Below are 14,948 nucleotides of genomic sequence, written 5' to 3' on the forward strand. Positions count from 1 at the left end.
GTATTTAACTATACGGTAAAATTAGTAAATTATTAGTAGAATTAAAACAATAAAAATTGAGAAAGATATGTATACTCACAATAATAATTAGCCTTATTTTTGCAACCGCTTGTAAAAATGATACAAAAGATATGAAGAGTACAGATGCTAATTATCCTATAGCTGACAAACAGCTAACAAAACTAGAAAAGCATGGAGATGTAAGAATTGACAATTACTTTTGGATGCGTTTAACTGATATTCAAAAGAATGCCATTGTAAAAGATGAACAAACTAAAAAAGTTGTTGATTATTTAGAAGCAGAAAATGTCTATTTTGATAAAGTAACAGCTTATACCAAGAAGTTTCAGGAAGAGTTGTTTCAAGAAATGAAAGGTAGAATTAAAGAAGATGATTCTTCGGTACCTTATAAAGACAATGGTTATTTTTATATTTCACGCTATGAAATTGGGAGTCAATATCCTATTTACAGCAGAAAAAAAGGAACTTTAGAGGCAAAAGAAGAAATTTTGTTTGATGTAAATATTGAAGCAAAAGACTACGAATATTTTCAATTAGGCGGTTTAAATGTTTCTCCGGATAACAAAATGGCGGTGTATGCAACAGATACCGTTAGTAGAAGACAGTATTTTTTGCGCATTAAAAACTTAGAAACAGGAAAGGTTTATAAAGATATTATTGATAATACAAATGGTGGTTCTGTTTGGGCAAATGATAATAAAACTATTTTTTATACCAAGAAAAATCCAGAGACATTAAGAAGTTCAACCGTATTTAGACATGTTTTAGGAACGCCTGCTTCTGAGGATGTAGAAATTTTTCATGAAAAAGACCCTACTTTTAGCACATACGTAACCAAAACAAAATCGGACGAGTATATAATTATTGGCTCTTCTAGTACACTTTCTTCAGAATCACAATTTTTAGATGCCAATAATCCAACAGGTACATTTAAATTGATACAAGCCCGAGAAAAAGAGTTGGAATATGATATTTCTCAATACAAAGAGCATTTTTACATATTAACCAATAAAGACGGCGCCACCAATTTTAAATTGATGAAAACGCCAATTTCTAAACCAACGAAGGAAAACTGGGTAGATGTAATTCCGCACAGACAAGAAACCTTGCTAGAAGATTTTTCGATTTTTAAAGACTATTTAGTTTTAGAAGAACGCACAAATGGCTTGAATAAAATTCGTATTAAACGTTGGGATAAAAAAGAAGATTATTATTTGCATTTTAATGAAGAAACCTATGCTGCTGGTGTTTTTGGAAATCCCGAATTCGATACAGATATTATAAGATATTCGTATAATTCTTTTACAACACCAAGTTCTGTCATCGATTTTAACATGAAAGATAGAACAAATGATGTTAAAAAAGAACAAGAGGTTCTTGGCGGAAAGTTTAAAAAAGAAAATTATTTAAGCGAACGGGTTTGGGTTACTGCAAGAGATGGTAAGAAAGTCGCTATTTCTTTAGTATATCATAAAGATACAACCCTAAATGAAAACTCTCCTTTATTACAATATGCCTATGGTTCTTATGGGCATACAGTATCCGATAGTTTTTCTACCACGCGTTTAAGTTTATTAGACAGAGGTTTTGTATTTGCTTTGGCGCATATTAGAGGAAGTCAATACTTAGGCAGAGAATGGTATGAAGATGGTAAAATGTTTAAAAAGAAAAACACGTTTACAGATTTTATAGATTGTTCTAAATACTTAATCGAGCATAAATATACATCAGCAAAACATTTATACGCAATGGGGGGATCTGCAGGAGGTTTATTAATGGGTGCTGTTGTAAATATGAATCCAGAATTGTACAATGGTATTATCGCTGCTGTTCCTTTTGTGGATGTAGTTTCTACCATGTTAGATGACACGATTCCTTTAACAACAGGAGAATATGACGAATGGGGAAACCCAAATAACAAAGAAGCGTATGATTATATAAAATCATATTCACCTTACGACCAAGTTGGGGCACATGCATACCCAAATATGTTAATTATTACAGGTTTTCACGATTCTCAAGTACAATATTGGGAACCTGCCAAATGGGTGGCGAAACTTCGAGAGTTAAAAACAGATACTAATTTATTGCTTTTACACACAGACATGGAAGCTGGTCATGGTGGTGCTTCTGGACGTTTTGAGGCCTTAAAAGAAACGGCTGAAGAGTTCACTTTTTTATTAGCTTTGGAAAATAAATTAGAAGGAGGAACAATTAAGCCTTAAAATGAATTTTATAATTCAATAAGGATGCGTATTTTTGCCCTCGATTGAAAAATAAACATCATTGCGATGATGCTAAACTTCCTGAACTAAATTAAGAATATATGCTTCAGGAAGTAATGAAGCAAAAGCGCTATAATGAAGAGTACTTCTTTTAGCTCTAAATAATAGCTAAATTACTCGTAATGACGTTTTACTTTTTAAAAAGTAAGGATGACAAGAAACATGGGTATTACCGAGAATATTTTAAAATTAGTTGGCGAAACACCACTCGTTAAATTACACACTATCACTAAAGATTTAAAAGGCTCTTACTTTGCGAAATTAGAAGCGTTTAATCCCGGACATTCTGCAAAAGATAGAATTGCATTGCATATTATTGAAGATGCAGAAAAAAAAGGAATTTTAAAAAAAGGATTTACAATTGTAGAAACTACTTCTGGTAATACAGGCTTTAGTTTGGCAATGATTAGTATTGTAAAAGGCTATAAATGTATTTTAGCAGTGAGCGATAAATCGTCTATAGATAAAATAGATATGTTAAAATCAATGGGCGCAGAAGTACATATCTGTCCTGCAAATGTGGCTCCAGATGATCCAAGATCTTATTATGAAGTTGCTAAAAGGATTCATAAAGAAACTAAGAAATCGGTGTATATCAACCAATATTTTAATGAGTTAAATGGCGATGCACATTACAGAACTACTGGCCCAGAAATTTGGAAACAAACCGAAGGTAAAATTACACATTTAGTAGTGGCAAGTGGCACTGGTGGTACAATTTCTGGAACAGGTAAATATTTAAAAGAAAAAATCCGAATATTAAAATACTAGGTGTAGACGCTGTTGGTTCTGTGTTAAAAAAATACCATGAAACGGGCAAGTTAGATCCTAAAGAAATAAAGCCTTATAAAATTGAAGGTTTGGGTAAGAATTTAATTCCGACTGCTACCGATTTCGATATTATAGATGTTTACGAAAAAGTTACTGATAAAGAAGCCGCTTTAGCATCAAGAGAAATTGTAAGAAGGGAAGGTATTTTTCCGGGATATACTTCAGGAGCAGTATTGCAGGCAACCAGGCAATATAATACTTTAGGCATGTTTGATGATGATAGCTTTGTTGTGCTCATTTTCCCGGATCATGGGTCTAGATATATGAACAAAATCTACAGTGATTCTTGGATGAAAAAACAAGGGTTCCTGTAAAATATTAAAAGCTAACTATTTGAATAATTGTAAAAAAAACGGTTAATTTGTAGTAGGTATTAAAAATAGAAAAATGACGAAAGATTTATTTGAAAGAATAGTTGAAGATAAAGGGCCTTTAGGTAAATGGGCAGATAAAGCAGAAGGCTATTATGTGTTTCCCAAACTAGAAGGTCCAATTTCTAATAGAATGTCTTTTAATGGCAAGAAAGTAATCACTTGGAGTATTAATGATTATTTAGGTCTTGCAAACCATCCAGAGGTGTTAAAAGTTGACGGTGCCGCTGCAAAAGAGCACGGATTGGCATACCCAATGGGGGCTAGAATGATGTCAGGACATACACCTTTTCATGAGCAATTAGAAAGAGAATGTGCTCAATTTGTAGATAAAGAAAAAGCGTACTTATTAAATTTTGGATACCAAGGTATTATGTCTGCAATAGACGCATTGGTAACAAAACACGATATTATTGTATATGATATGGATACTCATGCATGTATTATAGATGGTGTTCGTTTACATGCAGGAAAACGCTTTGTTTATAGGCACAACGATATGGAGAGTTTTGAAAAAAACATTAAGCGTGCTAAAAGAATGGCAGAAAAAACAGGTGGCGGAATTTTAGTAATTTCCGAAGGTGTTTTTGGAATGCGCGGTGAGCAAGGGCGTTTAAAAGAAATTATCGCCTTTAAAAAAGAATATAATTTTAGATTTTTAGTAGATGATGCACATGGTTTTGGGACCTTAGGTAAAGACGGTAGAGGAACTGGTTTTGAACAAGGCGTGCAAGATGAGATTGATGTATATTTTGCAACTTTTGCAAAATCGATGGCAGGTATTGGTGCCTTTTTAGCAGGTAATAAAGATGTAATTCAGTATTTACAATACAATATGCGTTCTCAAACGTTTGCAAAATCGTTGCCAATGGCAATGGTAAAAGGTGCTTTAAAACGTTTAGATATGTTGCGTACAATGCCAGAATTAAAAGCGAAATTGTGGGAAAACACAAATGCATTACAATCTGGTTTAATAGAAGCTGGTTTCGATTTAGGAACGACGCAAACTTGTATAACTCCTGTATTTTTAAAAGGCGATATCCCAGAAGCAATGGCAATGGTAAATGATTTGCGTGAAAATCATGGAATTTTCTGTTCTATTGTAGTGTATCCAGTAATACCTAAGGGATTAATCATTTTAAGATTGATACCAACAGCTACTCATACACAACAAGATATAGACGAAACAATTACTGCCTTTTCTGCAATTAGAGCATTGTTAGAAAATGGTACGTACAAAAAGATTGCAGCTTTAATGGTGTAGTTTTTTATACTTTATGAATTGAAACCGAACAGCAATGTTCGGTTTTTTTATGGGTAGTTGTTACCATCATTGCGAGGAGAAAGTACAAAGTAATCTTATGATTGGAACACGTATTAAACAGATTACTTCGGCAAAAAAGCCTCGTAATTTCGCAAAGACGAAAAGTTACAAAGTAATCATTGGCTCTAAAATAACCCAAACATTATTTGCAAGTATTTTATGCCCTTCCATAGTTGGGTGTATACCATCCGCTTGATTTAATGCAGAAATACCACCAACATTTTTTAATAAAAACGGAACTAATTCCAATCCATTCTTTTTTGCCAATTCAGGAAAAATAGTTTTAAACTCTGTAGTATAATCGATTCCCATATTTGGCGGAAGTTGCATACCTGTTAAGACTATTTTTATCGTCGGATTTTTTTGTGTTACAGCATCAATAATAGCTTGTAGATTTTTTCTAGTTTCTTTTAAAGGAATGCCTCGTAAACCGTCATTTGCTCCTAGTTCTAATATGAAAATATCAATATTTTTATTGTTTAATACCCAGTTTATCCTGCTTTTTCCTCCAGCGGTTGTTTCACCGCTTAAACCAGCATTTAAAACAATATAATTTAGCGAAAGCGAATCAATTTTAGATTGAATGCATGCAGGAAAAGCATCTTTTACATCCTCTAAACCATAACCAGCTGTTAAACTATCACCAAAAAATAATATCTTTTTTGTAGTGCTTTTTGCAGTGCTCTTAATTTCTGTTTTAATGGGTACAGTTTTTGTTTTATCTGCTTTTTTAGCCGAGTCCGATCCACAAGAAAGCAGCATGATAACTAATGAAAAATAACATAACTTTAAGAAAATATTAAAGTCACGATCTCTAAAGTTTAGTTCCAATTGTTTATTTTTCAGTTTTAGCATTTTTTAGTAAAATTATATGAAATGAATATGAGCACAAAGATATTAAAGATTCACGAACTAGAAAAAACATATACCAGCGGTTCAAAAAAATTAACAGTTTTAAGCGATATTTCTTTTGATATTGAAAAGGGAAGTATTTTCTCTATTGTAGGACCTTCGGGTAGCGGAAAAACCACTTTATTGGGCTTGTGTGCTGGTCTAGATCACCCAAGTGCAGGAAGTATCGAATTGTGCGGAAGTAATTTACAAGACTTAAATGAAGATGAACGCGCATTATTGCGTAATAAAGAAGTGGGCTTTATATTTCAAAATTTTCAATTGCTGCCTACACTTACCGCATTAGAAAATGTGATTGTTCCTTTAGAATTGCAAGGTGAAAAAAATGCCGCTAAAGTTGGTTTAGAACTTTTAGAAAAAGTAGGTCTATCCGATCGTGTACATCATTATCCTTCACAATTATCTGGTGGTGAGCAACAGCGAGTGGCATTGGCAAGAGCCTTTTCTAACAAACCTTCTATTTTATTTGCGGATGAACCTACTGGAAATTTAGATGAAGAAACTGGTGAAAAAGTAATTCAATTGCTTTTTCAATTAAATAAAGAAGCAGGGACTACTTTGGTAATTATTACACACGATTTAGAGTTGGCAAACAGAACACAGCAGATACTTAGATTAAAAGGAGGGAAGATCATGTCTAATGAAAAAACATTGGCCGTTTCATGAGTAAATTAACCTCAAAAACTCCCATAAAATGGCTGTTTAAAATGGCTTGGCGAGATGGAAAAGCAAGTATTTCTAGATTGCTATTATTTATGGCGTCTATTATTTTAGGAATTGCAGCGGTGGTTTCCATTCAATTATTTAGTGAGAATTTAAAAGACAATATTAAAAATCAGTCGAAAGGTTTAATGGGTGCGGATTTTATAATTGACAGCAAACAACTTCCTTCCAAAAAAGTGCTAGCAATTATAGATTCTTTAGGAGCAGCTGCATCTGAAGTTAATTTTGTATCCATGGCAGCGTTTCCGAAAACTGAAGGAACAAAATTAGTAAAAGTGCGCGCTATAGAAGGTGCTTTTCCTTTTTACGGAAGCTTAGATACAGCACCAGCAGATGCAGCAGCAACCTATCAAAAATTAGGAGGTGCTTTGGTTGATGCAACTTTATTGTTACAATACAATTTAAAACCAGGAGATTCTATTAAGTTAGGCAAGCTAAAATTCCCCATTATTGGAGCATTAAAATCGATACCAGGTACAACCGCTATTTCTAGTTCAGTTGCACCAACTGTGTTAATTCCTTTTCGATTTATAGACGAAACTGAATTACTACAAATAGGAAGTAGAAAAGAATATCAGTATTTTTTTGTTGCGCCGCCTAACATGGATTTGGAGTTATTGGATAAAAAATTAGATCCTATTTTAGATGCTGAAAATGCGGATCTCGATACTCACACTAGCACGAGTGCTCGTTTAGGCAGACAATATGATAACGTGGGTAGATTTTTAAATTTATCAGCATTCATTGCGCTTTTATTGGGTTGTATTGGTATTGCAAGTTCTGTGCATATTTACATCAAAGAAAAACTAAAAAACGTAGCTGTTTTAAAATGCCTTGGAGCTACCAGAAAACAAACATTTTTAATTTACTTATTGCAAATTTTAGGCATCGGATTGATTGGCGGTATTTTAGGTTCTGCTATCGGCATTGGGTTACAATATGCATTTCCGTATATTTTAAAAGGGTTTTTACCTTTTGATGTTCAAATAACCATCTCAGCAACTCCTTTAATCATGGGCGTAACGCTGGGTGTTTTAATGTCGGTTTTATTTGCATTATTGCCTTTATTAGGCACTTGGTATGTGTCGCCCTTAGAAGTATTAAGAGGCACAGATGAAAATTTGGTAAAACCAAGAAAAGCACGACTATTTACTTTTGCAGCCATCATCCTTTTTATCTTTTTATTTGCGTTTTGGTTGCTAAAAGATGCTTTTAACGGCTTGCTATTTACGGTTGGTATTTTGATTACTTTTGCTATTATGGCTGGAGTTTCAAGTCTATTTATGAAAGCTATCAAAAAGTATTTTCCTTCTAGTTGGGGTTTTACAAAACGACAAAGTTTGTTAAATTTATACCGCCCAAATAATCAAACAATGGTGTTGATTTTAGCCATAGGATTGGGAACTTTTTTAATTAGTACTTTATATTTTACCAAAGATATTTTATTGGCAAAAACATCCATAGAAAATAAAACAAAAGATGCGAATATTATTTTAATGGATGTGCAAAGAGATCAAAAAGAAGCTGTTGTAAATACAATACTACCAAAAGGTTTAGAAGTTATTGATAATATACCAATTGTAACCATGCGAATGCATCGTATTAAAGATCGGTTGGTCAATGATATTCGTCAAGATTCTACAGCAACCACCAATAGTTGGATTTTAAACCACGAGTTTAGAACTACATTTCGCGCTGAATTAATTGCATCCGAAGAAATAGTAGCAGGAACTTGGGTACAAGAAATAAAACAAGACGAACCCATTTTAATTTCTATTGCTGATAATATTGCTAAAGATGCCAGTTTAAAGATTGGCGATATAGTAGTATTTAATGTTCAAGGAGTTTTAATGGAAACCTCTGTTGGAAGTATTCGTAAAGTGAATTGGGCAAATTTACAATTGAATTTTTCTATTGTTTTTCCGGCGGGCGTTTTAGAAAATGCACCGCAATTTAATGTGCTTACTACCTATGTGCCTAACGATGCTAGTTCTGCGGATTTACAAAGAGATTTAGTAAAGAAATTTCCAAATATCTCGATTTTAGATTTAAGACAAATCTTTACTATCGTTGAAGATATTTTAGGTAAAATATCATGGATCATTAACTTTATGGCGTTCTTTAGTATCCTTACAGGACTTATTGTTTTAATAGGATCTGTTAGAAACAGTAAGTATCAACGCATAAAAGAAAGTGTGTTGCTTAGAACATTAGGCGCTAAGAGCAAACAAATTCTGCAAATTACAGCACTTGAATATGTCTATTTAGGGATGTTGGGCAGTTTGGTTGGTATCTTATTATCGCTTGTAAGCAGTCAATTATTAGCGACGTTAGTATTTAAAGAACCATTTATCCCCTCTGTCGTTCCGTTTTTAGTATTTCTACCAGGTATTACGCTTTTGGTGTTACTCATTGGTTTGAGCAATATTAGAGGTGTTTTAAAAAGTCCGCCATTAGAGGTTCTAAGAAAAGAAGGATAATTGTATCCTAATAAAGCTGCAAGAACTAGTTTTCATGCTTAAAAACACGGAATTCAGAGCTTAGTTACCTGAGATTGGTAAGTTTTACCGGCGTGTCTATATTTAGTAAGCTCTTAAATTTAATATTTGACTTATGATAAAAAAGTACGGTAATCAATTTAGAGTAATGATTGTAGAACTTGTAAATTCATATCATACATCCAATTATTAAATGCTCTTGATGAATACATTAATTGGCATGATATTAAAAGGTTACATTCTAGTTTAGGATATTTATTCCCTCTAGAAATAAAATTGAGAGGAAGTATTAAAGAGGTAGCCTACAAAATAGGTACCTATCTGCAAGGCAATCCACTCATGACCGATGTGAGTTCATCGCAGCGGCCGGTAGTTAAGTTTGTTTCTATGAATTTACCTTAAAAGTAGTCAAAAGGGCAATGGAAAATAAAAATGAATACACCTATTTAATAATAGTATATAGTTTAAAATAAACTAAGAATCTAATGATTCAAAAAAAAACAAAAATATATAGGTAACCCGTTGTGCATTATAAATAGTTAAAAAAAGTTATTCATTTGACTATTAAAAGTCGTATATTTAATTGACAATCAATCGATTAAATACGATGAATAACTTTAGAGCAAATTACGATAAAATTTTAGAAGTCTTAGCCACAATTACAGAAAAGGAACAATTTTTACGTCAAAACAGGAAACCAAAACTAAAAGACATTGAATTAATCGCTATGAATTTAACAGCAGAATATATGGGTATAGACAGTGAATGTCAGTTGTTTCGGGATATTCCAGAATATTTGTTTGCTAAAATAGAGCGATCAGTTTACAATAAACGGAAGCGAAAATTATTTTTTGCCATTGAATTTATAAGAACTCAACTCTCCAATAAGTTCACGGAGTTTGAAAACTATTATGTAGTAGATAGTATGCCTTTGGAGATTGTAAAACTCTCAAGAAGCGGGAGAAGTAAAGTTTGTAAAGAGTACTTTTATTCAGCCCCAAATAGAGGTTATTGTGCTAGTCAAAACATGCATTATTATGGCTATAAAATACATGCTGTTTGTTCTATTGATGGCGTGTTTAAAAGTTTTGATATTAGCAAAGCTTCTGTACATGATATTCATTATTTAAAAGACATTAAAAATCAGTTTAATAACTGTGTGGTTTTAGGGGACAAAGGATACCTAAGTGCGGACTATCAGTTAGATTTATTTGAGAGTAAACAAATTAAATTAGAAGTTCCAATGCGTAAAAATCAACAGAATTACAAAAAACAAACGTATATTTTTAGGAAGAAAAGAAAACGAATTGAGACCTTGTTTTCTCAACTTTGTGACCAGTTTAAAATACGGAATAATTATGCGAAAACTTTTGAAGGTTTTAAGACAAGAATTCTCTCAAAATTAACAGCACTAACTATCATTCAATACATTAACAAATTTGTTTTTAATAGGAATATAAACAATTTAAAAGTCAATATTGTTTAAATGCACAACGGGTATAGGTAATAAGAAAGTAATTTAAGTTCTTTCACTTTTAAAATTTCGCATTATATGGATAACCTACTAACATTCTCGATTACCGTATTTACAGGTTTTTTTGCTATAACGAACCCGATATCAAACATGACTGTTTTTGTTTCGTTGACACAAGGCTTAGAAAAAAAAACAAAAAGAGCTATTAATAAAAAATCCAACTTAATTGCGTTTACAATTGTTACTGTATTTATTCTTTTAGGTAAATATATTTTTGAATTATTTAATATTAGTATTCCTGCATTTAAAATAACAGGGGGTATTTTAATTTTTTTATTGGTTTTGAAATGTTACAGTCAAAACAATCTAATATGAAAAGTATTAAAAATGTCAATGTACATGAAGATATTGCAGTATCACCATTAGCAATACCTATTTTAGCAGGCCCGGGAACGATTGTAACGGCTATGAATTTTGTATCTAATGCAGCTCCTTTACAAATTTTCTTAGTAATTGCTATTTTTGGATCTATGAGTTTATTAACTTATTTTACTTTTAGATTAAGCGATCTTATCGTTAAAACCGTTGGTAATAATGTAATTTCAGTAATAGGGAAAATTATGGGATTAATTATTGCAATAATTGGTACCGGTATGATCATACAAGGAATTAAGATTACTTTTAAATTATTGTCTTAATCTTTTTTTTTTAACCGACCTATTTTTATTCTAGTAAAAACTTAAGAGGCATGAAGCGGCTATGCATTTATAGAATTTAACGGTTAGTGCGCGACAGTGCAATATCTTGTAGAATGTAAGAAAAATAAAATAAATCTAGATTCCTGCGGGTCTCAGGAAGGTTTATTTATTTGAATTTATCTCGAGCATTACTCAAATGAAAGTATATTTTATTGAAAGTATTGAGTGTAGCTATCGAATGGTCAGTGAAAAAAAAATAAAACTTAGAAGCTATAACAATAAATCAATTATTTTTCAACAAGCTCAGAAAGACATCGTAACTATTCAATTGTCATTTTAATAAAGCATAAATAAAAATCTTATAACAGGAAATATAAACTATTAAAAGAGTGCCTCATTCTTCACAATGGGAAAATAATAACCAACAAAAAAGGTTGTCTTTGTAAGACAACCTTTTTTTAATAAAATAAAAATAAATTTTATTTTAAACTTGCTAATAATTTTTCTGCAACTAGTTCAGAAGAAGCTGGATTCTGACCAGTAATTAAATTACCATCCTGAATAGCGTACGCTGCCCAATCTTCTTTTTTAGAATAGATACCGCCATTTTTACTTAACATATCTTCCACTAAAAAAGGAACGATCTTTGTAAGACCAACAGCAGCTTCTTCTGTATTTGTAAATCCGGTTACTTTTTTACCTTTTACTAATGGTGTTCCATCGGCATTTTTTACACTCTGCAAAGCAGCTGGTGCATGACATACAAAAGCAATTGGTTTTGCCTGATTATTAAACTTTTCAATTAAAGCAATCGACGTTTTATCGTTTGCTAAATCCCATAAAGGTCCGTGTCCTCCTGGATAAAAGACAGCATCAAAATCATCAGGATTCATGTCTGATAATTTATGTGTATTTGCAATTTTAGCTTTTGCATCCGCATCTTTATTGAAACGCTCTGTATCTGCTGTTGCAGCATCTGGAGTATCACTACTTGGATCAATTGGTGCAGCGCCTCCTTTTGGAGTTGCAATTGTAATTGTTGCGCCTTTGTCTAATAAGTTATAATATGGATTTGCAAATTCTTCTACCCAAAATCCTGTTTTTTTTCCTGTATCTCCTAATTTATCATGAGATGTTACTACAAATAATATGTTCATTTTTTTACTTTTTAAAATTGTTGTTATTTCTTCTGAAACGTTTTCAGAAGATACTCGTGTTTTATTGTTTTTACAACTTGAGGCTGTAATAATTGTTAGTGCTAAAAGGATTGATTTTATTATTTTCATAGTGCTATTTAGTACGCCATTTTTACAATTTTCTCTACTTTATCTGGTGATAACGATTGATGCTCGCCTAATCCTAACCAACCACGATCTGTAAAACGTTGTGCTATTTTTTCGGCCGTTCCTTCGTAATCCTTTGTATAATCAGATAATTTGGTATCGATGTCTAATTCGTGGAAAAAAGCAACTGTTTTTTCAATTGCAGCATATGCTTTATCATCAGTGTTTCCATCCGTAATATTCCAAACACGTGCTGCATATTGCGCTAATTTTTCTTTCTTAGCTTCAAAATTGAACTTATAATGGCTTGGTGCAATTACTGCTAGCGTTCGTGCGTGATCAATCCCAAATAAAGCCGTTAACTCATGACCCATTGCGTGAACTGCCCAATCTGTTGGGACTCCTTTCTGAATTAATCCATTTAAAGCCATCGTACAACTCCACATAAAGTTAGAAGCCGCTTTGTAATCTGTTGGATCTTTTAATACTTTCGGAGCAACCTTAATAATGGTTTGTAAAATACTTTCTGCAAAACGGTCTTGTAATAAAGCTTCCGTCGGATACGTCATATATTGCTCTAAAACATGCGTAAAAGCATCCATTAATCCGTTTGCCAATTGATGCTGCGGAATAGAAGCAATTACTTGCGGATCTAAAATAGAAAATTCAGGAAACAGCCCTGGACCACCCATTGACAATTTCTCTTTGGTTTCTTTTCTTGTAATTACCGCACCAGAATTCATTTCAGAACCTGTTGCTGGTAACGTTAAAACCGTTCCAAAAGGCATTCCTTTCTCGGTTCTAATATTTTTTGATAAAATATCCCAAGGAGTCTCACCTTCAAATAAAGCTGCAGAGGATAAAAATTTTGTTCCGTCTATTACAGAACCTCCACCAACGGCTAATAAATAAGTTATTTTCTCATCTTTAATTACCTTTAAAGCATCCATCAACAAAGCATATTCAGGATTCGCAGGGATACCGCCAAATTCAACAATATTAACTTTCGCTAATGCTTTTTTTACTTGGTCGTAAATTCCGTTTTTCTTGATACTTCCGCCACCATACAATAGTAAAACTTTGGCATCTTTAGGGATTTCATTTTCTAATTTTTTAATAGAATCCTTTCCAAATATAATTTTAGTCGGATTTTTAAATTCAAAATTGTTCATCTTCTTTTCTTTTTAATCGGTTCACTTAAAACGGATTCACTATTCAATTACGGTCACTAATTCTGCCATAGGTTTTCTAACTTTTACTAAGTTTACCAGCCAATCTTTATCCTCTTGTCTGTAACCTAATGGTAATAAAACAGCGCTACGCAATCCTTTTTCACGTAATCCTAAAATTTTGTCTACTGCATTCGCATCAAAACCTTCTAACGGAGTTGAATCTACATTTTCATAAGCTGCTGCAGTAATTGCTTGAGAAAAAGCAATATATGCTTGTTTAGCCGCATGATTAAAATTCTCTTCGGCATCTTTTTGAGGATACGAGCCTAATAACATTTGACGGTAGTTTTCCCAACCTTCGTTTTTAAAGCCACGGATTTCGTTAGTTAAATCGAACATGTGGTTAATTCTATCTTCTGTGTACGTGTCCCAAGCAGCAAAAACGAGTAGGTGAGAGCAGTCTGTAACCACAGATTGATTCCAGGCAACTGGTCTAATTTCTTCTTTAATAGCTTGATTTTTAACTACAAAAATCTCGAAAGGTTGCAATCCGCTAGATGTTGGCGCCAAACGTGCAGCTTCTAAAATACGTTCTATTTTATCTTCTGATACTTTTTTACCATTCATCGCTTTTGCAGCGTATCTCCAGTTTAATTTGTCTAATAATTCCATTTAAATCAATTTTATTTTAATTATTTTTTGGATAATTTTAATATCTGGTTTGAAGTAATGATGACTTCGGCATTCATTTTCTTATTTGCCAAATAAAGCATCGCTTTCGCAATATTTTCGGCGTCTATTGTTTTGTACTGTTTTAAATTTCCGATAAGTAGGGGTTGCATTAGTTTAAAAACTACCAAGGCTATTTTTTCACCTATTCTTTGTTCTTTTCGCTCTCCGCTAATCAAAGAAGGTCTTAAAATAAAGCTGTTTTTTATGCGTTGTTGTAACACAGCATATTCCATTTCACCCTTTGTTTTATTATAGAATATGGTACTTCTTTTATTCGCTCCCATTGAAGAAATCACTAAAAATGTCTCAATATTATTTTCTTTAGCAAGTTTTGCTGCAGTTACCGGAATACCGTAATCAATTTGTTTGTAACGTTTTTTGTCAGGTGTTTTTTTTGCAGTTGTACCAATGCAGCAAAACACTTCATCTGCAGTAAAATCAACCTTAAATTTCTCTAATTCTAGTAAATTACCTATAAATTGGGTTACTTTATTTGGCAATTTTTCAATTTTAGAACGCGAAAACAATTTTATACTTTCGTATCTTTTATCTTCAATTAATTTATGAAGTAAAATAGTACCTGTTAAACCTGATGCTCCTAATATTATAGCTGTCTTTTTCATA

The 14,948-nt window shown here is 32.6% G+C and carries 10 protein-coding genes and 2 pseudogenes; 7 read left to right on the forward strand and 5 right to left on the reverse strand.

What is annotated here, in order from left to right:
* The first annotated feature begins 131 nt into the window (after positions 1-131).
* From BST83_RS05715 to capB, 3 genes and pseudogenes are all read left to right on the forward strand, one after another.
* Complete coding sequence (locus tag BST83_RS05715; protein ID WP_104808955.1) at positions 132-2,246, forward strand: S9 family peptidase; 2,115 nt, start codon at positions 132-134, stop codon at positions 2,244-2,246.
* 210 nt (positions 2,247-2,456) lie between these two features.
* Positions 2,457-3,451: pseudogene (capA, locus tag BST83_RS05720) on the forward strand (cysteate synthase).
* A 73-nt stretch (positions 3,452-3,524) separates the two neighbouring features.
* Positions 3,525-4,772: a cysteate-C-fatty acyltransferase gene (capB, locus tag BST83_RS05725; RefSeq protein WP_104808956.1), complete on the forward strand. Its 1,248-nt coding sequence runs from the start codon at positions 3,525-3,527 to the stop codon at positions 4,770-4,772.
* Between the two features lie 165 nt (positions 4,773-4,937).
* On the opposite strand, the gene BST83_RS05730 is transcribed toward capB, so the two are convergent.
* Positions 4,938-5,687 (reverse strand): arylesterase, encoded by a 750-nt coding sequence (locus BST83_RS05730; RefSeq protein WP_104808957.1) that lies wholly within the window; start codon positions 5,685-5,687, stop codon positions 4,938-4,940.
* Positions 5,688-5,714: 27 nt separating this feature from the next.
* Here BST83_RS05730 and BST83_RS05735 point away from each other — a divergent pair, with 27 nt between their 5' ends.
* The 4 genes and pseudogenes from BST83_RS05735 (at position 5,715) to BST83_RS05750 (ending at position 11,137) form a co-directional block, all read left to right on the forward strand.
* On the forward strand, positions 5,715-6,410 hold the full coding sequence (locus BST83_RS05735) for an ABC transporter ATP-binding protein (RefSeq protein ID WP_104808958.1): 696 nt from the start codon (positions 5,715-5,717) through the stop codon (positions 6,408-6,410).
* A gap of 41 nt (positions 6,411-6,451) precedes the next feature.
* Complete coding sequence (locus tag BST83_RS05740; RefSeq protein WP_104810805.1) at positions 6,452-8,947, forward strand: ABC transporter permease; 2,496 nt, start codon at positions 6,452-6,454, stop codon at positions 8,945-8,947.
* 625 nt (positions 8,948-9,572) lie between these two features.
* A complete protein-coding gene (locus tag BST83_RS05745; protein ID WP_104808411.1) occupies positions 9,573-10,451 on the forward strand; it encodes an IS982 family transposase in 879 nt (292 codons plus the stop codon).
* Positions 10,452-10,517: 66 nt separating this feature from the next.
* Positions 10,518-11,137: pseudogene (locus BST83_RS05750) on the forward strand (MarC family protein).
* A 479-nt stretch (positions 11,138-11,616) separates the two neighbouring features.
* Here the strand turns inward: BST83_RS05750 and BST83_RS05755 are convergent.
* From BST83_RS05755 to BST83_RS05770, 4 genes are read right to left on the reverse strand one after another with little or no spacing between them, the layout of a single operon-like run.
* A complete protein-coding gene (locus BST83_RS05755; RefSeq protein WP_205853559.1) occupies positions 11,617-12,423 on the reverse strand; it encodes a type 1 glutamine amidotransferase domain-containing protein in 807 nt (268 codons plus the stop codon).
* Positions 12,424-12,431: 8 nt separating this feature from the next.
* Positions 12,432-13,592 carry an iron-containing alcohol dehydrogenase gene (locus BST83_RS05760; RefSeq protein ID WP_104808959.1) on the reverse strand — a complete coding sequence of 387 codons (1,161 nt, stop codon included), beginning with the start codon at positions 13,590-13,592 and terminating at the stop codon, positions 12,432-12,434.
* A 39-nt stretch (positions 13,593-13,631) separates the two neighbouring features.
* Positions 13,632-14,264 carry an NAD(P)H-dependent oxidoreductase gene (locus BST83_RS05765; RefSeq protein WP_104808960.1) on the reverse strand — a complete coding sequence of 211 codons (633 nt, stop codon included), beginning with the start codon at positions 14,262-14,264 and terminating at the stop codon, positions 13,632-13,634.
* A gap of 20 nt (positions 14,265-14,284) precedes the next feature.
* Entirely contained in the window at positions 14,285-14,947 is a 663-nt protein-coding gene (locus BST83_RS05770; protein ID WP_104808961.1) for an NAD-dependent epimerase/dehydratase family protein, read from the reverse strand.
* Between the last annotated feature and the right edge of the window lies 1 nt (position 14,948).

It is taken from the genome of Polaribacter filamentus (genome assembly GCF_002943715.1).
GTDB classification, from domain to species: domain Bacteria; phylum Bacteroidota; class Bacteroidia; order Flavobacteriales; family Flavobacteriaceae; genus Polaribacter; species Polaribacter filamentus.

Bases quoted from the DNA above. Each gene is read 5' to 3' on its own strand.
- BST83_RS05715 (WP_104808955.1), top strand. From the start codon at position 132: ATGAAGAGTACAGATGCTAATTATCCTATAGCTGACAAACAGCTAACA.
- capB (WP_104808956.1), top strand. From the start codon at position 3,525: ATGACGAAAGATTTATTTGAAAGAATAGTTGAAGATAAAGGGCCTTTA.
- BST83_RS05730 (WP_104808957.1), bottom strand. From the start codon at position 5,687: ATGCTAAAACTGAAAAATAAACAATTGGAACTAAACTTTAGAGATCGT.
- BST83_RS05735 (WP_104808958.1), top strand. From the start codon at position 5,715: ATGAGCACAAAGATATTAAAGATTCACGAACTAGAAAAAACATATACC.
- BST83_RS05740 (WP_104810805.1), top strand. From the start codon at position 6,452: ATGGCTTGGCGAGATGGAAAAGCAAGTATTTCTAGATTGCTATTATTT.
- BST83_RS05745 (WP_104808411.1), top strand. From the start codon at position 9,573: ATGAATAACTTTAGAGCAAATTACGATAAAATTTTAGAAGTCTTAGCC.
- BST83_RS05755 (WP_205853559.1), bottom strand. From the start codon at position 12,423: ATGAAAATAATAAAATCAATCCTTTTAGCACTAACAATTATTACAGCC.
- BST83_RS05760 (WP_104808959.1), bottom strand. From the start codon at position 13,592: ATGAACAATTTTGAATTTAAAAATCCGACTAAAATTATATTTGGAAAG.
- BST83_RS05765 (WP_104808960.1), bottom strand. From the start codon at position 14,264: ATGGAATTATTAGACAAATTAAACTGGAGATACGCTGCAAAAGCGATG.
- BST83_RS05770 (WP_104808961.1), bottom strand. From the start codon at position 14,947: ATGAAAAAGACAGCTATAATATTAGGAGCATCAGGTTTAACAGGTACT.